At 70.1% G+C, this 20,927-nt stretch carries 15 protein-coding genes; 8 read left to right on the top strand and 7 right to left on the bottom strand.

Translation table 11 applies throughout. From position 1 onward, the window contains the following. Window positions 1-32: 32 nt before the first annotated feature. A complete protein-coding gene (gene adhE / locus HA073_RS09285; RefSeq protein WP_240925624.1) occupies window positions 33-2,627 on the top strand; it encodes a bifunctional acetaldehyde-CoA/alcohol dehydrogenase in 2,595 nt (864 codons plus the stop codon). Between the two features lie 33 nt (window positions 2,628-2,660). Further along, entirely contained in the window at window positions 2,661-5,090 is a 2,430-nt protein-coding gene (locus HA073_RS09280; RefSeq protein WP_166456159.1) for a phosphoketolase family protein, read from the top strand. Window positions 5,091-5,155: 65 nt separating this feature from the next. Here the strand turns inward: HA073_RS09280 and HA073_RS09275 are convergent, their stop codons facing one another. Continuing rightward, window positions 5,156-7,120, bottom strand: a complete 1,965-nt coding sequence (locus tag HA073_RS09275; protein WP_166456158.1) for a right-handed parallel beta-helix repeat-containing protein — start codon at window positions 7,118-7,120, stop codon at window positions 5,156-5,158. Between the two features lie 27 nt (window positions 7,121-7,147). Further along, window positions 7,148-8,812, bottom strand: a complete 1,665-nt coding sequence (locus tag HA073_RS09270) for a CocE/NonD family hydrolase (RefSeq protein WP_166456157.1) — start codon at window positions 8,810-8,812, stop codon at window positions 7,148-7,150. Window positions 8,813-8,892: 80 nt separating this feature from the next. Here HA073_RS09270 and HA073_RS09265 point away from each other — a divergent pair, with 80 nt between their 5' ends. Then, complete coding sequence (locus HA073_RS09265; RefSeq protein ID WP_166456156.1) at window positions 8,893-10,422, top strand: glycoside hydrolase family 43 protein; 1,530 nt, start codon at window positions 8,893-8,895, stop codon at window positions 10,420-10,422. Between the two features lie 17 nt (window positions 10,423-10,439). Here the strand turns inward: HA073_RS09265 and HA073_RS09260 are convergent, their stop codons facing one another. The 4 genes from HA073_RS09260 to HA073_RS09245 all read right to left on the bottom strand — a co-directional run bounded on the left by HA073_RS09260 (window position 10,440) and on the right by HA073_RS09245 (window position 15,505). Beyond that, the gene (locus HA073_RS09260) at window positions 10,440-11,309 is read right to left on the bottom strand and encodes a carbohydrate ABC transporter permease (protein WP_043322941.1); all 870 of its coding nucleotides are present in this window, start codon (window positions 11,307-11,309) and stop codon (window positions 10,440-10,442) included. After that, on the bottom strand, window positions 11,306-12,259 hold the full coding sequence (locus tag HA073_RS09255) for a carbohydrate ABC transporter permease (RefSeq protein ID WP_051611455.1): 954 nt from the start codon (window positions 12,257-12,259) through the stop codon (window positions 11,306-11,308). Before HA073_RS09255 ends, HA073_RS09260 begins: the two co-directional genes overlap by 4 nt. Window positions 12,260-12,330: 71 nt before the next feature. Further along, the gene (locus tag HA073_RS09250) at window positions 12,331-13,587 is read right to left on the bottom strand and encodes an ABC transporter substrate-binding protein (RefSeq protein ID WP_043322939.1); all 1,257 of its coding nucleotides are present in this window, start codon (window positions 13,585-13,587) and stop codon (window positions 12,331-12,333) included. Window positions 13,588-13,978: 391 nt separating this feature from the next. After that, the gene (locus HA073_RS09245; protein ID WP_064445473.1) at window positions 13,979-15,505 is read right to left on the bottom strand and encodes an alpha-N-arabinofuranosidase; all 1,527 of its coding nucleotides are present in this window, start codon (window positions 15,503-15,505) and stop codon (window positions 13,979-13,981) included. A gap of 155 nt (window positions 15,506-15,660) precedes the next feature. Between HA073_RS09245 and HA073_RS09240 the strand changes: the two genes are divergently transcribed. Genes HA073_RS09240 through HA073_RS09230 form a run of 3 tightly spaced genes read left to right on the top strand, consistent with a single transcriptional unit; the run spans window position 15,661 to window position 17,914 of the window. Beyond that, entirely contained in the window at window positions 15,661-16,056 is a 396-nt protein-coding gene (locus tag HA073_RS09240; protein WP_043322934.1) for a GntR family transcriptional regulator, read from the top strand. Continuing rightward, window positions 16,053-16,952: an ABC transporter ATP-binding protein gene (locus HA073_RS09235; protein WP_064445472.1), complete on the top strand. Its 900-nt coding sequence runs from the start codon at window positions 16,053-16,055 to the stop codon at window positions 16,950-16,952. Before HA073_RS09240 ends, HA073_RS09235 begins: the two co-directional genes overlap by 4 nt. Next, window positions 16,949-17,914 carry an ABC transporter permease subunit gene (locus HA073_RS09230; protein WP_064445471.1) on the top strand — a complete coding sequence of 322 codons (966 nt, stop codon included), beginning with the start codon at window positions 16,949-16,951 and terminating at the stop codon, window positions 17,912-17,914. Before HA073_RS09235 ends, HA073_RS09230 begins: the two co-directional genes overlap by 4 nt. Before the next feature lie 29 nt (window positions 17,915-17,943). On the opposite strand, the gene HA073_RS09225 is transcribed toward HA073_RS09230, so the two are convergent. Continuing rightward, window positions 17,944-18,972, bottom strand: a complete 1,029-nt coding sequence (locus tag HA073_RS09225) for an acetylxylan esterase (RefSeq protein ID WP_043322924.1) — start codon at window positions 18,970-18,972, stop codon at window positions 17,944-17,946. Window positions 18,973-19,039: 67 nt separating this feature from the next. Between HA073_RS09225 and HA073_RS09220 the strand changes: the two genes are divergently transcribed. Both HA073_RS09220 and HA073_RS09215 read left to right on the top strand, forming a co-directional pair. After that, entirely contained in the window at window positions 19,040-19,969 is a 930-nt protein-coding gene (locus tag HA073_RS09220) for a sugar ABC transporter permease (RefSeq protein ID WP_064445469.1), read from the top strand. Beyond that, complete coding sequence (locus HA073_RS09215; RefSeq protein ID WP_309228000.1) at window positions 19,966-20,904, top strand: carbohydrate ABC transporter permease; 939 nt, start codon at window positions 19,966-19,968, stop codon at window positions 20,902-20,904. Before HA073_RS09220 ends, HA073_RS09215 begins: the two co-directional genes overlap by 4 nt. Window positions 20,905-20,927 lie beyond the last annotated feature (23 nt).

Here is a 20,927-nt window from a genome sequence, read left to right as displayed (position 1 = left end):
GTTCGGGGTGACGACCGATGGAGGGCGGAAGCATGATCGGAACCCTGGTGGAGAACGGTCTCACGGCGTTGGCCGCCTACGACTCCTACGGCCAGGAACAGATCGACGGGATCGTGAAGAAGGCGTCGGTGGCGGCGCTCGGCCGGCACGCCGAACTCGCGATGCTGGCGGTCGAGGAGACCGGTCGCGGCGTGTTCGAGGACAAGGCGGTGAAGAACATCTTCGCCTGCGAACACGTCACCAACCACATGGCCGACGTCCGCACGGTCGGGGTGATCGCTCAGGACGACATCACGGGCATCACCCAGATCGCCGAGCCGGTCGGCGTGGTGGCCGCGGTGACGCCCGTGACGAACCCGACCTCGACCACCATCTTCAAGGCGCTGCTGGCCCTCAAGACCCGCAACCCGGTCATCTTCGCCTTCCACCCGGCGGCGCAACGGTGCAGCCAGGAAGCGGCCCGCACGGTCCGCGACGCCGCCGTCGCCGCCGGCGCGCCGGAGCACTGCATCCAGTGGATCGACGAGCCGTCGGTGGCCGCGACGAACGAGCTGATGCGGCATCCCGACGTCTCGGTGGTCCTGGCGACAGGCGGCAACGCCATGGTCCGCGCCGCCTACTCCACCGGCAAACCGGCGCTGGGCGTCGGCGCCGGGAACGTCCCCGCGTACCTGGAGGCGTCGGCCGACGTGGCCCGCGCGGTGAACGACGTGGTGCTGTCCAAGGCGTTCGACAACGGCATGATCTGCGCCTCCGAGCAGGCCGTCATCATCGACGACGCGATCCGGCCGGCCGCCCTCGCCGAGTTCCGGCGACTGCACGCCCACATCGCGACGCCGGAGGAGAAGTCGCTGCTGGAGAAGCTGCTCTTCGGCTCCGGGAAGCTCAACCCGGACGTGGTCGGGCAGCCGGTGACCTGGATCGCCGAACACGCCGGATTCCCGGTCGACCCGGACACCTCGATCATCCTGGTTCCGGTCGACCGGGTCGGCCCGGCCGAGCCGCTGACCCGGGAGAAGCTCTGCCCGGTGCTCGCCCTGCTGCCCGCCACCGGCCACGACCAGGGATTCGAGTACGCCGAGCAGATGGTCGAGTTCGACGGCCTGGGGCACAGCGCCGTCATCCACACGCGCGACGCCGACCTGGCCGAGGCGTACGGCCGCCGGGTCAAGGCCGTCCGGATCATCTGGAACGCGCCGGCCTCGCAGGGCGGCATCGGCGACATGTACAACGCCTTCCTGCCGTCGCTGACGCTGGGCTGCGGAAGCTACGGCCACAACTCGGTGTCGCACAACGTCACAGCGGTCGACCTCATCAACATCAAGCGGGTGGCCCGGCGGACGAACAACCTGCAGTGGTTCAAGGTGCCGCCGAAGATCTACTTCGAGCCGAACGCGATCCGCTACCTCGCCGACATGCCCGGCGTCCGCCGGGTCAGCGTGGTGACCGACCACACCATGACCAGACTGGGGTACGTGGACCGCGTGCTGTCCGTGCTGCACCGCCGCCGCGAGCAGGTCGCCCTGCAGATCATCGACGACGTCGAGCCGGAGCCCAGCGTACAAACGGTCGACCGGGGCGCCGAGTTGATGCGCTCGTTCCGCCCGGACACCATCGTCGCGCTCGGCGGCGGTTCGGCGATGGACGCCGCCAAGGTGATGTGGCTGCGCTACGAGCACCCCGAAGTGGTCTTCGCCGATCTGCGGGAGAAGTTCTTCGACATCCGCAAACGCGCCTTCAAGTTCCCCACCCTCGGCGCGCTGGCCCAACTCGTCTGCGTTCCGACCACCTCCGGCACCGGCGCCGAGGTCACCCCGTTCGCGGTCATCACCGACACCGCCTCCGGCAAGAAGTACCCGCTCGCCGACTACGCGCTCACCCCGAGCGTGGCGATCGTCGACCCGGTCCTGGCCGCCGACCTGCCGGCGGTGGTCACCGCGGACAGCGGCTTCGACGCGCTCACCCACGCCATCGAGTCGTACGTGTCGGTCTACGCCAACGACTTCACCGACGGTCTGGCCCTGCACGCCGTCCGGCTCATCTTCGGCAACCTCGCCCGGGCCGTGCACCAGGGCGCCGCGGACCCGGTGGCCCGCGAGAAGATGCACAACGCCGGCACGATCGCCGGCATGGCGTTCGGCAGCGCCTTCCTCGGCATCGTGCACGCCATGTCGCACACCCTGGGTGCCACGTTCCACGTCGCACACGGGCGCACCAACGCGATCCTGCTCCCGCACGTCATCAGGTACAACGGGACCGTGCCGAGCAAGCTCACCGGCTGGCCCAGGTACGAGACGTACCGGGCGCCGCAGCGCTTCGCCGACATCGCCCGTACCCTCGGGCTTCCCGCGGCCACCGACGCCGAAGCGGTCGAAGCCCTGGCCACGGCGATCGAGCGCCTGCGCGACGAGGTCGGCATCGAGCCGTCGTTCGCGGCCCTCGGGGTGGACGAGCGGGCCTTCCTCGCCGCGCTGCCGCAGCAGGCGCTGAACGCGTACGAGGACCAGTGCGCGCCGGCCAATCCGCGGATGCCGATGCTCGGCGACATGCAGGAACTGATGCGCGCCGCGTACTACGGATCGAGAGGGCCGAAGGTCCCGCGGCTTGCGGTCTGCGGCCCCCGGTGAACGAGCCCGGCTGGGCCTAACCTGGGTCCGGACATGACGAGATCAGTGAAAGGAAGCACGGTGACCGCGGTCGAATCCGAAATCCGTACGCTCGCCGAACTCGACGACACCGAACTCGCCCGTCTGGACGCGTGGTGGCGGGCGAACAACTACCTGACCATCGGGCAGATCTACCTGCAGGGCAACCCGCTGCTGCGCGAGCCGCTGTCGGCCGAGCACATCAAGCCGCGCCTGCTCGGCCACTGGGGAACCAGCCCCGGCCTGTCGCTGATCTACGCGCACGTCTCCCGGCTGATCCGGCACACCGGTCAGCAGGCGATCTACCTGGCCGGCCCGGGCCACGGCGGGCCGGCGCTGGTGGCCGCCGGCTATCTGGAGGGCACCTACAGCGAGATCTACCCGGACGTCAGCCAGGACGAGGCCGGGATGCTGCGCCTGTTCCGGCAGTTCTCCAGCCCGGGCGGCATCCCGTCGCACGTGTCGGTGACCACCCCGGGCTCCATCCACGAGGGTGGCGAGCTGGGCTACGTCCTGGTCCACGCGTTCGGCGCGGTGATGGACAACCCGGACCTGCTGGCCATCGCGGTGGTGGGCGACGGCGAGGCCGAGACCGGGCCGCTCGAGGGCTCCTGGAAGGGCGTGTCCTTCCTCAACCCCGAACGCGACGGCGCCGTCCTGCCGATCCTGCACCTCAACGACGCCAAGATCTCCGGTCCCACCGTACTCGGGCGCAAGGACCCCGAGGAGGTACGCCACCTGCTGCGGGGCCACGGCTACGACGTCATCGAGGTCGAGGGCTCCGACCTGCCCGGCATGCACCACCGCTTCGCCGCCGCGCTCGCCGCCGCGTGGACGAGGATCCGCGACATCCAGACCGCCGCCCGTGACGGTTCCTGGGACGGCACCCGCCCGACCTGGCCGCTGATCGTCCTGCGGTCGCCGAAGGGCTGGACCGGCCCGGACACCGTCGACGGGACGCCGGTCACCGGCACGTGGCGCTCGCACCAGGTGCCGCTGTCCGGCGTCAAGGACAACCCGGAGCACCTCGCGCTGCTCGAGCGCTGGCTCAGGTCGTACCGTCCGGAGGAGCTGTTCGATTCCACCGGCGCGCCGGTGGCGCTGATCCGGGACCAGGCCCCCGACGGCGACCTGCGGATGAGCGCCAGCCCGCACGCCAACGGCGGACTGCTGACCCGGGACCTGGACCTGCCGGACTTCCGGTCGTACGCGATCGAGGTGCCCCGGCCGGCGCAGCAGCGGGCCGAGTCGACGCGCAAGCTGGGCGAGATGATCCGCGACATCTACACGCGCAACGCCGACCGGTTCCGGTTGTTCTGTCCGGACGAGACCAACAGCAACCGCCTCGGCAGCGTCTTCGACGTCTCCGAACGTGCCTTCATGGAGCGGGTGACACCGGAGGACGTGGCGATCGGCCGCGACGGCCGGGTGATGGAGGTGCTGAGCGAGCACAACTGCCACGGCTGGCTGGAAGGCTACAACCTGACCGGCCGGCACGGCATGTTCGCCACCTACGAGGCGTTCGCGATGGTCAGCGCCTCGCAGACCGTGCAGCACGGCAAGTGGTTGCAGGAGGCCAAGCACCTGCCCTGGCGGGCGAAGGTGCCGAGCCTCAACGTGCTGCTCACCTCGACGGCGTGGCGCAACGACCACAACGGCTTCTCCCACCAGGGGCCGGGCCTGATCCAGGTGGTGCTCACCCAGCGGGGCGACGTCGCCCGGGTCTACCTGCCGCCGGACGCCAACACCCTGCTGTCGGTGGCCGACCACTGCTTCCGGTCGCGGTCGTACATCAACCTGATCGTCATCGACAAGCAGCCGCAGCTGCAGTACCTCTCCATGGACGAGGCGATCGAACACTGCGCCCGCGGCGCGGGGATCTGGGAGTGGGCCGGCACCGACGACGGCACCAGCGACCCCGACATCGTCCTGGCCTGCGCCGGCGACGTCGTCACCATGGAGACGGTCGCGGCGGCGCAGATCCTGCGCGAGCGGCTGCCCGGGCTCAAGGTCCGCGTGGTCAACGTGGTCAACCTGATGACCCTGGTCCGGCCCAAGGACCACCCGCACGGCATGAGCGAGACCCTGTTCACCGAGCTGTTCACCGACGACGTCGACGTGATCTTCTCCTTCCACGGCTACCCCGGCGCGATCCACCAGCTCGTCCACGGCCGCCCGGACGCGGACCGGTTCCGCGTGCGTGGCTTCATCGAGCAGGGCACGACCACCACGCCGTTCGACATGACGGTGCGCAACAAGGCGTCGCGGTACCACCTCGTGATGGACGCCATCAACAACGCCAAGCGCCTCCCACGCGGCGCCGCCGACCTCAAGGCGTGGTGCCGCAGCCAGCTCGACCGCCACGAGACGTACGTGGTGGAGCACCTGGAGGACATGCCCGAGGTGCGCGACTGGGCCCTCGGCGACTGGGCCGCGCGCGGCTGAGGCAGACGGAGACGGTGGCGCCGCCCGGCGTCACCGTCTCCGTTCGCGTACGGGCGGGTCCGCCGTCAGAAGACGCGCGTGCGGCGCGCACCGGACCCGAGACCCGCGATCGGGCCGACGGCGCCTTCCCCTCCCGGTTGCCGGAGTTCCCCCACCAGGTCGACGTCCATGACGGCCGGGCTGCCGTCCGCCTCCTCGAAATCCGCGTCGGCGCACCGGACCCGTTCCAGATCCCGGCCGGTGACCACACCGACACGGGCCTCGTCGAACGTCTCGGGCAGGTCGGTGACGAGCCAGACCGCGTCCCCCTCCGCGACGACCGTCGCCGTCGCGGCGTCCAGCACCCATGGCTCACGCTCGCCCGCGAACGGCCGGGCGCCCGCGGCGTAGGCGTTCGCCCGGGCGTACACCGGCTGTTTTACGTCGAGGTACTTCTTCTGGTCGCTGGGCGGCTGCTCGTCCAGGCGGGCCAGGTACTCCGCGAACGACGCGGGATGGCCGTCGTATCCGGCGGTGCCGCCCAGCGGCGTCCCCCGACCCTCCGCACCCGTCGCGTAGGCCGCGCCCGGATCGCCGCCCAGGAAGAGGTTGCCCACGTACCTGTCGTCCCCACCGTAGATCACCGCGTACCCGGCGACCTGCGTGCTGTGCGGCAGGTGGTACGGGGTGGCGCGGTCCAGCACCGGCTCCAGCCGTACCGTGCCGCAGATCAGGTTGTTGACGAAGGCACCGCCCTGGCTGAACAGCTCCAACGCGGCGGCCGAGCCGAAGATGTTGTGTTCGACCAGGTAGGGACCGTGGCTGACCTCGACGAAGAGGTCCCGGCAGTTGTCGTGGTAGACGTTGCGGGAGACCCGGGTGCCCTGCGCCTGCCAGTCCAGCCAGGTGCCGAGCGAGCAGTCGTGAATCCGGTTGTGCCGGATCACCACGTCGATGGCGGCGTGCAGCTTGATGCCGGCGATCTCGTACCCGTAGAACTCGCGTTTCAGGCCGATGCGGTGGATGTGGTTGTCCTCGATGGTGGAGAACGCACACCCGAGGTGACCCACTATCGCGTTCTGGCCGCAGTCGTAGATCGTGTTGCGGCGGATCACGTGCGAGCCGATGTGCTCCCGGTCCCACCCGATCCGGCGGGCCGCGAAGACCGACTCCAGCTGGTACTGGTAGCCCGGCTTGTCGCCGCGCAGAGCGGAGAAGTTCTGCCCGGTGGAGCCCTCCTTCCCGATCGAGATCGCCGAGCACTTGGCGTCGTGGATCACGTTGTCCTCGATGACCCAGCCCTTCGCCCAGCCGGGTCCGATCAGGCCCGGCTGGTCCGCGGTCGGTGGCGCCCACGGGCTGGCCGCGTGCGCCAACTCGAAGCCACGGACGGTGATGTAGTCCAGGTGCGGCTGTTCCGGGTAGAAGACGCTGCGGCGTACGTTGATCTCGACGAGTTCCGTGTTCGGGTCGGCGCCCTGGAAGTTGGCCCAGATCGTCGTCTGTTCACCGACCTCGGCGTACCAGACGAGCCGGGCCTGGTCGGGATCGCCGACCGGACGGGTCACCCCGGTCCAGTCGTCGACGACCTCGGTACGCCGGGGCGGGTCCTCGACCTCCGCGCGGCTCCCCACCTCGAAGAAGCTCAGGCCGTTCAGGTAGACCTCACCGAGGTGCTTGGGTGGCGTGCCGGTGCGGTGGACGATCCAGTCACCTGTCACCTCCTCGGCGAACGGATTGAACGAGCCGAACAGCGCGTTGTCGACTCGTGCCCGCCACACCGTCCCGCCGAGCGGCTCCCAGCCGGTGACGCGCTCCGATCCCTTGATCACCACGTGCTCGCCGGGCGCGGCCTCGTAGGTGATGCGGCGGGAGTCGCTGAGACCGCCGTGGCGTGGCTTCACCCACTCGCGGTACTCCCCCGCGTGCACCACCACCGTGTCACCGGGCTGGGCGACGCCCGCCGCCCGGTTGATCGTCCGGAACGGCCGCTCGGCGCAGCCGTCGGCGCGATCGGAACCGCTTGTCGCCACGTGGAATACGGATGCCATCCGGGGGTCCCTTCTGGAGATGTCTGTTCAGGTCCATACCGGCAGGTCGATCCGGGACGGGTGGTCGCCGCCGTGGGAGATCTCCTGCTCCGCCCGTACCGTTTTGGCCGCGGTGGCGGCCGGCTCGCCGGTGCCGGGATTGCGGGCGTAGCGCGGATGCGCTCCGGAACTGACCTGCACGGCGACGCGGTGGCCGGCGGCGAAGCGGTGGAACGCCGGCCACAGCGGCACCTCCAGTTCGACGAACCCGTCCTCGTCCGGTTGCGGGTCGGTAGCCGCGGTACCGACGCCGCCGACGCGGCGGATGCCGTCGCACACGCTCATCGAGCGGCCGTCGGGGTGCACGTCGCAGATCCGCACGAACACGTCCGCGCTGGCCGCCGTCGAACGGAACCGGACATGGGCGGTCGGCTCCCCGGCGAGTACGAGCGCGTGCGCCAGCGGTGGACTGCGGAAGACGGCCACGTCCGCGCGGCGTTCGTGGGCGCTGTTGTCGACCGGCCCCGGGGACGGGCCCATGCCGGGGCCGCCGAGCGCGGGCGTGGGCCGGTCGGGATCGTAGGTGTAGCGGGTGCTGCCCGCGCCGGGGACGGCCGGGTCGAGCAGCCCCGAGGGGTGCAGGTGCCACCGCTGCGCCACGGTGCCCGGCGGTGGCCACGCGGGCAGATCGTGCCACTGCTCCGCGCCGGTGAGGAAGGCGCGCACCGGTGCCGGCCGGGTCGTGGGCGCGCCGGCGAAGTGTTCCTTGAGGAACGCGATGGACTCGGGAAGGAACGGGCTCTGCGCGCTGCTGTGGCCCCACGGGCCGATGGTCAGCCGGGGCGGGCGGCCGGCCGCGGCGAGTTGGGCGTAGTTGCGCAGCTGCCAGGGCAGGAAGATGTCGTACCAGCCGGTGGCCAGGTACACGGGCGCGGTGACGTCGGGCACCGACGCGGTGTGCGACTGCCGGGTCCAGTAGTCGTCGGTGAGCTTCTCGTGGGCCAGCCAGTCCTGGTACCAGCTGATCGGGTGGCCCGCCGCCGCGGTGTCGCCACGGGACAGCGGCAGCACGTCGAAGGCCGCGGCCAGCTTCCGGTCCGGCCGCCGCGCGAGCCACGCCCGGACCAGGGCGCCGCGCAGGCCCCGCAGGTCCATCCGGCGCGACCAGCCGAGCGAGCCCTCCAGCGAGAACGCGCCGTTGGTCCAGGTGATCGGGCCGAAGTCGGCCATCGTGACGTTCAGGCACAGCGCGTCCGGGGCGTTGCCGGGGTCGTCACGGCACATCCGTCCGGCCACCGCCCACTGGGTGTAGCCGAGGTAGCTCTCCCCGTACGTCGCGACGGTGCCGGTGCACCACTGCTGGCGGCGTACCCACCGGTGGGTGGCGATGCCGTCGCGCTGCTCGTCGAGCTGTGGCCGGAAACTGCCACCGGAGCCACCGGTGCCGCGGCAGCTCTGCACCAGCACCGTGAACCCCGCGCGGGCCAGCGCCGGCGCGTGGGTCAGCGAGCCGTGCCGGCCGTACGGGGAGCGGACGACGATCGTGGGCAACGGCGGTTCCACCACGCCGACCGGCTGGTAGAGGTCGGCCACCAGCTCGACGCCGTCGTCCATCGGCACGCGCAGCCCGCGCCGCACGGTGAAGGTGTACGGGAACTCCGTGGCCGCGTCGCGACGGGGGCGCCGGGACAGGAGGCGGCCGAGAACTGTCATCGCCCACTCGCGGGTTGTCCGATACGGTTCGCGACATCGACACTCGTGGAGGCGTTGTGCCCGTACGAGAAGGAGCGGAAATGGAACCGGAGCCTGCGGACGACGGCTACCGCAACCCGATCCTCCCGGGCTTCTGGCCCGATCCGAGCATCTGCCGCGCCGGTGACGACTACTACCTCGTGTGTTCGAGCTTCGAGTACGCGCCCGGTGTGCCGATCTTCCACAGTCGTGACCTGGTCAGCTGGCAGCAGATCGGCAACGTGCTGGACCGCGCCGATCAGCTCCGTTTGCCGGCCGACACGCTCGCCTCGCGGGGCATCTACGCGCCGACGATCCGCCACCACGACGGCCGGTTCTGGGTCGTCACGACGAACGTCACGCTCGACCGGCACCTGATCGTCACGGCGACCGACCCGGCCGGCCCGTGGTCGGACCCGGTCTACCTGGATCTGCCCCGCGTGGACCCGTCGCTGGCGTGGGACGACGACGGCACCTGCTGGATGACGGTGTCCGGGGTCGAGTCGTACCGGATCGACCCGCGTACCGGAGAGGTCCTGGAAGGGCCGGTGGCGATGTGGTCGGGGACGGGTGGCCAGTACCCGGAGGCGCCGCATCTGTACCGGGTCGGCGACTGGTGGTACCTGCTCGTCTCGGAGGACGGCACCCACACCGGCCACGCGGTGAGTGTCGCTCGCGCCCGCTCGCCACGCGGGCCGTTCCAGCCGGGGCCGGCCAATCCGATCCTGACGCATCGCGGCACCGACCGGCCGGTGCAGGCGACCGGGCACGCCGACATGGTCGACGCGGCCGACGGCAGCTGGTGGATGGTTCTGCTGGGGATCCGGCCAAAGGGCCAGTGGCCGCCCTACCACGTCCTGGGACGGGAGACGTTCCTGGCGCCGGTGCGCTGGGTCGACGGGTGGCCGGTGGTCGACCCGGTCTCGATCGCCAACGGCCCGGATGGGACGAGCCGGTGGGCCGAGCGGGACGACTTTGACGACGAGCGGCTCGGCCCACAGTGGATCTCTCCCCGTAGCCGGCCCGACTCGGCGTGGTCGTTGACCGACCGGCCCGGCTGGCTGACGCTGCACGCGACCGGCGACAGCCTCGACCGCAGTGGCGCCACCGTCGTCGGCCGCCGCCAGCAGCACCACGACTGCCGGGTCAGCGCCCGCCTCGATCCCGGCTCCGGCCGGTCCGGCCTGACGATCAGGATCGACGAGGCCCACCACTACGACCTGGAGCTCGCCCGGGGGCAGGCCCGGGTCGTCGGCCGGGTCGGACCGTTTCGGCAGGTGTTCGGGGAGTGCCCGGTGCCCGCGGGGGCGGTGACCGTGGCGCTGGCCATCCGGACCACCGGCGTGCTGCCCCCGACGGTCACCTCGTCCGGCGACCTGGCGCGGGCGGGCCTCGTCGGCGTCACGGCGGCCGGCAGTGACACGATCAGCTTCGAGGTCGAGACCGGCGACGGCTGGACGTGCCTGGCGGAGCTCGACGGGCGCTACCTGTCCACCGAGGTCGCCTCCGGGTTCACCGGCCGGGTCATCGGCATGTACGTCACCGAGGGAAGCGCCGGTTTCGACTGGTTCGACTACCGGCCGGCCGGCTGACGGGACCGAGACGGACCTCACCCCTTGAATGCGCCTTCCATGATTCCCTGCACCAGACGGCGTCCGACGAACACGAACAGCACCAGCAGCGGAATGGTGGCCAGGAACGAGCCGGACATGGCCAGCCCCAGGTCGATGTCCCGGTTCTGCTGCAGCGCCTTGATGGCGATCTGGACGGTGTAGTTCTCCGGCGACTTCAGGACGATGAACGGCCACAGGAAATCGTTCCACGCGTAGACGAACGTGAACAGCCCCAGCACGTACGCCGCCGGGCGGACCAGCGGGAACGCGATCCGCCAGAAGATCTGCCAGGTGGTGGCGCCGTCGACACGTGCCGCGGCCATCAGCTCGTCGTCGATGGTGCTGCCGATGTGCTGACGCATCCAGAAGATGCCGAACGCGCTGACCAGACCGGGAACGATCACCGCCTGCAGGGTGTCGACCCACTCCAGCTGGGACATGATCAGGTACTGCGGCACCACCGCCAGCTGCGCCGGCACCGTCATGGTCAGCACGACGATGAGGAACAGCGTGTTGCGGCCGGGGAAGGACAGCTTGGCGAAGGCGAACCCGGCCAGCGCGCAGAGCACCGCCTGGCCCACGGCGATCGTGCCGGCGACGATGACGCTGTTGAGCAGGGACTGCACGAACGGCACGATGGTGAAGACCAGCTCCGCCAGGTGCAGGAAGTTGCCGCCGGGTGTGATCGTCGGCGGGAGGGTCGTCGCGGTGGCGGAGTCCGTCGTCGCCACCACGAACATCCAGTAGAGCGGGAAGACGCTGGCGAGCGCCACGAGCGTGAGCAGCGCGTACACCGCGATCGAGACGCGGTTGGCCGAGCGCCGCCGGGTCCGTACGGGCGCGGCGGTCGAGGGTGCGGGCTTCATGGGCGCTCCGAGCGGACGCGGGTGGCCAGCAGATAGTTGAGTCCGGAGAAGGCGACCACGATGACGAAGAGCGCGACGCCGACCGCCGCGCCGTAGCCGAAGTGGAACTGCCCGAAGGACTGCTCGTAGAGGTAGAGGGTGACGGTCTGGCACTGCCGTGCCGCCCCGCACGTGAGCCCACCCACCGGGTTGGCCAGCAGCGGCTCGGTGAAGACCTGCAACCCGCCGATGGTCGACGTCACGACGGTGAACGCGATGATCGGCCGCAACGACGGGATGCTGATGTGCAGGAACTGTTTCCAGCCGTTCGCGCCGTCGGCGGCGGCGGCCTCGTACAGCTCCCGGGGTACCGACTGCAGCGCGGCGAGGTACAGCAGCGTGTTGTACCCGGTCCAGCGCCAGGCGATCATCGTGGCGATCATGACGTGGCTGCCCCAGAGCGAGGCTGTGAAGTCGATGTGGTCGAAGCCCAGCAGCCCGAGGAACCAGTTGATCATGCCGTAGTCGCGGTCGAACATCTGCGCGAAGACGATGGTCGTGGCCGCGACCGAGGTGACGTAGGGGACGAGCACCGACATCCGGAACAACGCGGCCAGCCGCAGCCGCGCGTGGTTGAGCAGATGCGCCAGGCCGAGCGCCAGGAGCAACTGCGGCACCGTCGACATCACCCAGATGCTGAACGTGTTCCGCAACGCGCCCCAGAAGCGCGGGTCGTGCAGAAGTTCGGTGAAGTTGTCCAGCCCCACGAAACGGTGCTCACCGATGGGATCCCAGTCGAACAGGGAGATGTAGAAGGTGAACAGCAGCGGGAAGAGACCGAAGATCAGGAAGAGCACGAAGAACGGCGCGATGTACGCGTACGGCGCCAGGAACTCCCGTACGCCCTGCTGGATCCGCCGTCTGCGATGGGGCCGCCGGAGGTCCGGCGGGGCCGTGGCCGGGCTGAGCATGGTGGTCAAAGCGTCACCTCCGCGATGGGCGGCAGCCGGGCGGTGCCCGGCTGCCGCACGTCAGCCCTCGGTCATTCGCGTACGGCGTTCTTGACGTTTGTCAGCGCGGTGTCCCAGGCCTTCGCCGGGCTCACCTTGCCCTGTTCGACGCTGGTGAGCGTGTTGAGGAACTCGGTGCCGATCGGGCCGTCCTGCGGGCCGAAGTAGAACGGCTTGATCCCCAGCACCGACTGGGTGTAGATCTTGCCGATCGGCGCGTTGCTGAAGAACGGGTCGGTCTTTCCGACCAGCTGCGGATCCGTGTAGACCGACGGCGTGGTGGGCAGCGACCCCTGCATCAGGAAGTGCTCGAGCTGGCCCTTCGGCGACTGCATCTCGGAGATGTAGTTCCACGCCGCTTTCGCGTTCTTGGCGCGCTTGGGGATGGCGAGGAAGCTGCCGCCCCAGTTCCCCGAACCCCCGGGAATGGTGGCGATGTCCCACTTGCCGTTCGTCTCGGGGGCGTTCGTCTTCATCTGGCTGAGCATCCAGGACGGTGAGCACACCACCGCGTAGTCGCCCTTCTTCATGGCCGCGGTCCAGCCGGAGGAGAACGACCCCTGCTTGGCGGAGATGCCCGCCTCGAAGGCCTTCAGCGTCACGTCGAACGCCGCCTTGACCTGCTCGTTGTCGTAGTCGAGCTTGCGGTCGGCGCTGTAGTAGCGCTGGCTGCCCTGGTTGACCGCCTGGAAGAAGACGCTGGTCGGCGTGTTGTCCACGAACGGTTTCCCGGTCTTCTGGACGTACTGCTTACCGACGTTGATGAACTCGTCCCACGTCGGCCAGAGCTTGGCGACCTCGTCCCGGTCGGTGGGCAGGCCGGCCGCCTTGAACAGATCGGTACGGTAGGCGACCGCCAGCCCGCCGACGTCGGTCGGCACCCCGATGATCTTGTTGTCCTTGGTCGTCGCCTGCGACATCACCCAGTCGAGGTAGTTCCCCTTGATGTCGCCGGCGCCCAGCGTGGTGAGGTCGACGAAGTTGTCCGGCGACTGCATGAACTTCGGCAGGTCGTCGGCCTGGATGAGCACCAGGTCGGGCACCTTGCCACCGGCCAGCGCGGCGGTGAGCGCCTGCGCGGTCTCGGTGGTGCTGCCGACCTCGGTGAGCTTGATGCGCACATCGGGGTGCGCCTTGGTGTAGACGTCGACGTCGGCCTTCTGGTTGATGTTGGCAAACGACCAGAACTCGAAGGTCTTCGAGTCGGATTCGCCGTCTGATCCGCCACATCCGCCGAGGAGGAGCGCGGCGGTGGCGATGATGGCTACGGTGCTCCGGACGCGTTTCAACGGCCCTCCATGCGGTAATCGTGCGCGGCGGTGGTCGGGTGACCGTGGCGAATCAGCGCGGCGGCCCTGCCGGCGGTGGGCACCGCAGGCGAGGTCGTCGTCTCCGAAACTTATCGAGATATTTACATGCCAGGATTGTGTGCGCTGAGGCTACTAAGTGCCCCGCCATCCGTCAACGACCCCGCTGCCTGCGGTAGCACCGGGCAAGAGGCAGACGTTCCGACCGGCACAGCACCGAAAATTATCGGACCGAGCAGCGCGCCACTGGGCGAACTCGATCGACCGAGGTCACTGGCGATTACTGGCCCCGGCGCCGGAGTGAGGAGAGGAACGCAGGCGTCACCGGACCGCTGTCGTCACGCGGCCGTGCGCGGAGCCGTGTGTCCGGCGGTCAGGCGAGGTCGAGCGCCACCGTGACGTACGCGTGCGGCGGCAGTTCGACCTCCAGGCCACGCGGGTGGTCCGTGACCCCGGCGTGCTCGCGGGGCGCGACGCCCGTGGTCGACGGCGTGTTGTGCGCGTCGAGCGCGTCGGCGGTCAGGACGGTGGCACGGTGGGAGGTGACGTCCCGACCGCGCAGGTCGAGGACGACGGTCACCGGACGCCGCGCGTCGAGGTTCGACAGCGAGACCAGCGCCGTGTCGCCGCGCGTCGAGGCGGACGCGGAGAGCGTCGCCAGGTGATCCCCCGCGACCTCGCGCACCGGGACCTCGCCCTTGACAGTCACCGCGAGCGACGCCGCGTCGTGGTGGGCCCGGTTCATCGCGAACACGTGGTACGAGGGCGTGAGCACCAGCGCGCCCGTCTCCGGGTCGGTGAGAATCATGGCCTGGAGCACGTTCACTGTCTGCGCGATGTTCGCCATCACGACGCGCGCCGCGTGGCGGTGGAACGTGTCGAGGTGCACCGCGGCCACCAGCGCGTCGCGCAGCGTGTTCTGCTGGTAGAGGAAGCCGGGGTTGGTGCCCGGCTCCACGTCCCACCAGGTGCCCCACTCGTCCACGACGAGGCCGACCTTGCGCTGCGGGTCCCAGCGGTCCATGACCGCCTCGTGGCGTGAGACCAGCTCCTCGATCCGGGTCGCGTTCCGCAGCGCGAGGTACCACTCCTCCTCGTCGAAGCCGGTCGCCGCGCCCTTCGACGACCAGCCTCGGGTCATCGTGTAGTAGTGCAGCGAGACGGCCTGGAACGGCCAGGCGCGGGAGTCCGGCGCCGCCAGGTCGTCGAAGGAGCGCATCAACGTCTCGGTCCAGTGGTAGTCGTCGCTGTTCGCGCCCGCGGCGATCCGGTAGACGGTGTTGTCGCCGTGGTCGCGGACGTAGGTGGCGTACTGGCGGGCCAGCGAGGCGAACTGCTCGACGCGCAGGTTGCCGCCGCAGCCCCACGCCTCGTTGCCCAGTCCCCAGAACGGGACCCGCCAGGGCTCGTCGCGCCCGTTCTCCCGCCGCAGCGCGGCCATCGGAGAGTCGTCGCCGCGGGTCAGGTACTCGACCCACTCGGACATCTCCCGCACGCTGCCCGAGCCGACGTTGCCGGAGACGTACGGATCCGCGCCCAGCAGCTCGCACAGCGCCATGAACTCGTGCGTGCCGAAGGAGTTGTCCTCGACCACGTCGCCCCAGTGCGAGTTGACCATGCGGGGCCGCAGCTCGCGCGGGCCGATCCCGTCGCGCCAGTGGTAGTCGTCGGCGAAGCAGCCGCCCGGCCAGCGCAGGTTCGGGATGCCGATGCGGCGCAGCGCCTCCACCACGTCGAGGCGGATCCCGCCCTCGTTCGGGATCGCGGAGCCCTCCCCCACCCAGAAGCCGCCGTAGACGCAGCGCCCCAGGTGCTCCGCGAAGTGGCCGTAGACGTGGCGGGAGATGGTGGGGCCGGTCAGGTCGAGGTCAATGACGGCGGTGACGGTGGAGGCGGTCATGGTCGTCCTTGGTGGAAGCGGCCTGCGGGATGCGGCGTCGGCAACGATACAGCCATCGGCGATCATGTCGATCCCCCAGCCGCGGCCAACCCGCCCTTCTTGACCGCCCACCTGCGGCTTTACTACGGTACTAGTAAAACAGCGAAGGGCTACCAGTGTTCGTCTTCCGGCTCGACACCCACTCCGGCGTGCCGCCGTACCTGCAACTCGTCCAGCAGGTCCGCCAGGCGGTGCTGCTGGGCTTCCTCCAACCCGGCGACCGCCTCCCGCTCATCCGCGAGGTGGTCGAGGACCTGGCCATCAACCCGAACACCGTGGCCAAGGCGTACCGGCAGATGGAGCAGGAGAACCTGGTCACCGGCCGGCCCGGCCAGGGCACGTTCGTCACCGAGCAGCAGTCGGCCGCGATGTCGCCGTCGACGTACACGTCGCTGCGCCGCGGCCTGGCGACGTGGCTGCGCCGCGCCTACGAGGCCGGCCTCGACGAGCAGGCGGTCGACGCGCTCTTCACCTCCGTCCACCAGCAGACGAGAAACGAGGACGTGGCGTGACAGACACCGAGATCGCGCTGCGCACCGACGGCGTGGGCAAGCGGTACCGGAAGGGCTGGGCGCTGCGCGACTGCACCCTGACCCTGCCGGCGGGCGGCGTGATCGCCCTGGTCGGGCCGAACGGCGCGGGCAAGACCACGCTGCTGCGCCTGATCGTCGGACTGCTGGCGCCGAGCACCGGCACCGTCGAGGTCCTCGGCCACGACGTCACCGCCAGCACCCCGCAGACCCTGTCCCGGATCGGGTTCCTGGCCCAGGACCACCCGCTGTACAAGCGCTTCACCGTCGCCGAGATGCTCCGCTTCGGCCGGGCCTGCAACCTCCGCTTCGACCAAGGGCTGGCCGAGCGCCGGCTGGCGAAGCTGGGCATCCCGCTGGACCGCCGGGCCGGCTCGCTCTCCGGCGGGCAGCAGGCCCAGGTCGCGTTGGCCCTGGCCCTGGCGAAACGGCCGGACCTGCTGGTCCTCGACGAGCCGGTGGCCAGCCTCGACCCGCTGGCCCGGCGCGAATTCCTGCAGGTCCTCATGGGCGCGGTGGCCGACGGCGGGGTGACGGTCCTGTTCTCCTCCCACGTCGTGCACGAGCTGGAACGTGTCTGCGACCACCTGGTCGTGCTCAACCACGGCCGGGTCACGCTCACCGGTGACATCGACACCCTCCTCGCCGAGCACCGGCTGCTCGTCGGCCCGCGCACGGCCACCGACCTCGACCGGGCCGGCGCCGTCGTGGACGCCGTCCACAGCGACCGGCACACCACCCTGCTGGTACGCGACGGCGGCATCCCGGCCGCGCCGGGCTGGCAGGCCCAGCCGGTCGGGCTGGAGGACCTGGTGCTGGCGTACCTGCGCCGGCCGTCCGAGCCGGGCGCCGCGGTCCCGTCGGAGGTGGCGGCATGACGTGGTTGATCTGGCGCCAGCACCGCACCGAGGTCTGTGTCCTCGGTCTGCTTCTCGGCGTGTTCGGCATCGCCCTGCTCGTGCTCGGGACGCAGGCCCACGACCTGTTCCCCGGCGGCCCCGCCCGGTGCGCGGGAACAGCAGGCGCCGGCGAGACGTGCACGGCCGCCTTCCGCCGGCTCGACGAGGAGTACGGATACGTCGAGAACCTCCTCGCGGCCTTCTACCTGGTGCCCGTCGTCATCGGCGCGTTCCTCGGCGCGCCGCTGCTCGCCCGCGAACTGGAGGACGGCACCTGGCAGCTCGCCTGGACCCAGGCCGTGCCGCGGATGCGCTGGCTGGCGGCCAAGCTCGCCGCGCTGGCCGGCGTCACCGTCGCGCTCACCGGCATGTTCACCGCCGTGCTCACCTGGTTCCGGCAGCCGTTCGATGCCTGGGAAGGGCGGTTCCAGTACGACGCCTTCGACCTGGAAGGGCTCGTTCCGCTGGCGTACGCGCTGTTCGCGTTCGGCGTCGCCACCGCCGCGGGGGCGATCCTGCGGCGCAGCCTGCCCGCGTTCGGCGTCGCGTTCGGGGCGTTCCTCGCCGCCCGGATGTCGGTGGCGCTTCTGGCCCGTCCCGCGTACGCCACGCCGCTCACCACCATGGAGCCGGTCCCCGCCGGCGGCACGAAGGGTCAGGCCGGAGCCGGCGTCGCCGACTGGGTGATCGAACGCGGCTACGCGGACGCCGCCGGGCGCAGGCTGAGCTCGACGGAGTACTACGAACTGGAGGACGCGGCCAACCAGGCCGGCACGAACCTCAGCCAGTTCCTGCACGAACGCGGCATCCAGCGGTTCGGGGTCTACCACCCGGCCGACCGGTTCTGGACGTTCCAGCTCATCGAGGCGGCGGTGTTCGTCGCGGTCGCGGCGATCCTGATCGGCGTGGTGGTGTGGCGGGTACGCCGCCGGGTGATCTAGCGCTCTGCATCGGACATCCGGTGAGTCCGTCAGCCGGCTGCCGTCCCGGCGGAACGCATCACCGCGTCCAGCCAGCGCAGCTGCCGCCGGACGTGGACGGCCTCCCCGCCCTCGTGGCCGTTGAACGGGTACGTGTGCATCTCCCGTAGCGGCGCCGCCGATCCGCTCGCGGCGGCGTACTGGTTGTAGGCGGCGAAGCCGGTGCTCGGTGGGCAGACCTCGTCGCGCAGACCGATCCCGAAGTGCGCCGGGGCGGTGGCGCGCCGGGCGAAGCTGACGCCGTCGACGTAGGACAGCGTGCGCCGGACCGGCTCCTCGGCCTCGCGGTGCACCGCGAGGTAGCGGGCGATCTCGCCGTAGGGGGACGCCTCGGTCACTTCGATGGCGCGCTGGATGTCGCACAGGAACGGGGCGGTGACCAGGAGCGCGGCGAGGCCGTCGACGAGGCCCGCCGCCGCGAGCGCGAGTCCACCACCTTGGCTGTTGCCCACCGCGGCGACGCGGGCCGGGTCCACCCCGGGCAGTACGCGGACGGCGTCGATCGCGCGGACCGCGTCGGTGATCAGGCGGCGGTAGTGGTAGTCGTCCGGGGACAGGATTCCCCTCGTGGCGGGGCTGGGCCCGCCGGGAGCGTCGTGCGGGTCCGGGGTGTCACCGCGGCTGTACAGGCCGGCCTGTCCCCGGTTGTCCACCAGCAGGTGGGCGTAGCCCGCCACCGGCCAGGTGAGCCGCTCCCCCGGCAGGCCCCGGCCGCGCCCGTAGCCGGGGTACTCCACCACTGCCGGCAGCGGCGTGGCTACGCCCGCGGGACGGGTGTACCAGGCCCGCACCGGTTCGCCGGCGAACCCGGCGAACGTCACGTCCCACACGTCGAGCAGCCGCAGGTCGGTGGGTTCGGGGCGGACGTCGACGAGCACCGGGCTGGCCGCGGCGGCGGTGAGGGTGGCCCGCCAGAACCGGTCGAAGTCGGCGGGCTCGACGACAGCCGGCGTGTAGCGGCGGAGCTGGCCTAGGGAGATATCAATCGACGCTCTTGACACGAAGATAACGATACCCATAAATTTCCGAAAGGCTTACGACGTATTACCGGAAACGTTCCGGCCGATGGTCAGGGGGAGGACGAGCTTGGCAGCCCCGACCCCGCGCAGTCGCCGTACGCCCTGGCGGCGGGCCCTGCGCCGGGACTGGCAGCTCTACTCGCTCGCAGTCCTGCCGCTGCTGTTCTTCCTGACGTTCCGTTACCTGCCGATGCTCGGCAACGTGATCGCGTTCCGGCGCTTCCAGCCGGGCGGCAGCCTCTTCGGCGAGTACTGGACCGGGCTGCGGTACTTCCGGTTGTTCTTCACCGACCCGACCTTCTGGAGCGTGTTCACAAACACGCTGGTGCTGGGCGCGCTGACGCTGGTGTTCTGCTTCCCGCTGCCGATCGTGCTCGCGCTGCTGCTCAACGAGGTGCGCAACCGCGCGCTCAAGCGGTTCGTCCAGTCGGTGTCCTACCTGCCGCACTTCCTGTCGATAGTGATCGTGGCCGCCATGGTCCTCCAGTTGCTGTCGGTGGACGGCACGGTGAACCAGATGGTGCGTGCCGTGGGCGGCGAGCCGGTCGCGTTCATGCAGCAGGCCGGATGGTTCCGGACGATCTACGTCTCCTCCGAGGTCTGGCAGACCGTCGGCTGGGGCACCATCCTCTACCTCGCCGCGCTCACCACCGTCGACGGCGACCTGTACGAGGCGGCCCGCATCGACGGCGCCAACAGGTGGCGGCAGACCTGGCACGTGACGCTGCCGGGGATCCGACCGACGATGGTGACGCTGCTGATCCTCAACATCGGCACCTTCATGGCCGTCGGCTTCGAGAAGATCCTGCTGCTGTACAACCCGCTCACCTACCCGACGGCGGACGTGATCTCGACCTACCTGTACCGGGTGGGCATCGTCTCCGGGAACCTCAGCTACGCCGCCGCCATCGGCCTGTTCGAGTCCGTGATCGGGCTGACGCTGGTGCTGTCGGCGAACGCGATCTCCCGGCGCACGGTGGGGACGAGCCTGTGGTGAGCACGCAGGCCCGCGCCCAGGCCCGTACACGGAAACCGGCGGCCCGGCCGCGTGGCCCCCGGCCCACCCGCGGCTACCGGGTCTTCCAGGTGGTGAACGCCCTCGTGCTGACCGGCGTCGTGGTGGTGACCCTGTATCCGTTCCTCACCATCGTGGCCCGCTCGCTCAGCGACAACGCGTACATCGTCGCGGGCGAGGTGAACCTCGTGCCGCGGGGGTTCAACCTGACCGCGTACCGGGTGGTGACGTCGGACCCGACGTTCTGGGTCAGCTACCGCAACACCGTCTTCTACACGGTGGTCGCCACGCTCGTCTCCGTCGTGCTGACCACCTGCTATGCGTACGTGCTGTCGAAGCGGCACCTGCGGGGCCGGACCGCGCTGGTCGGGATCGCCGTGTTCACCATGTTCTTCACCGGCGGCCTGATCCCCAACTACGTCCTGGTCACCAGCCTCGGGCTGAAGAACACGGTGTGGGCGATCGCCCTGCCCAACGCGATAAACGTGTTCAACCTGCTGGTGATGAAGGCGTTCTTCGAGAGCCTGCCGGTCGAGCTGGAGGAGGCGGCCGCCGTCGACGGGCTGAACACGTACGGCACGCTGCTGCGGATCGTCCTGCCGCTGTCGAAGGCGATGGTCGCCACGATGGTGCTGTTCTACGCCGTCTCGTTCTGGAACTCGTGGTTCGCCGCGTTCCTCTACATGGACCGGCAGGACCTGCTCCCGGTGACGGTCTATCTGCGCAACCTCATCGCGGGCGCGACCGACGCCACGCAGACCGGCGGCGGCCTCGGCAGCGCCGGCGACGTCGTCCAGTCCGCCGCCACCATCCAGTCCGTGACGATCGTGCTGACGATCCTGCCGATCCTCGCGGTCTATCCCTTCATCCAGCGCTATTTCGTCTCCGGAATCATGCTCGGCGCCGTGAAGGGATAGCCGCCGCCCGCACCACCACCCCA

It is taken from the genome of Micromonospora sp. CMU55-4 (genome assembly GCF_011602315.1).
In the GTDB taxonomy this organism is placed as follows: Bacteria; Actinomycetota; Actinomycetes; order Mycobacteriales; family Micromonosporaceae; genus Micromonospora; species Micromonospora chalcea.
The sequence above is the reverse complement of the archived record's forward strand: the minus strand, read 5'-3'. Positions and strand labels throughout refer to the sequence as shown.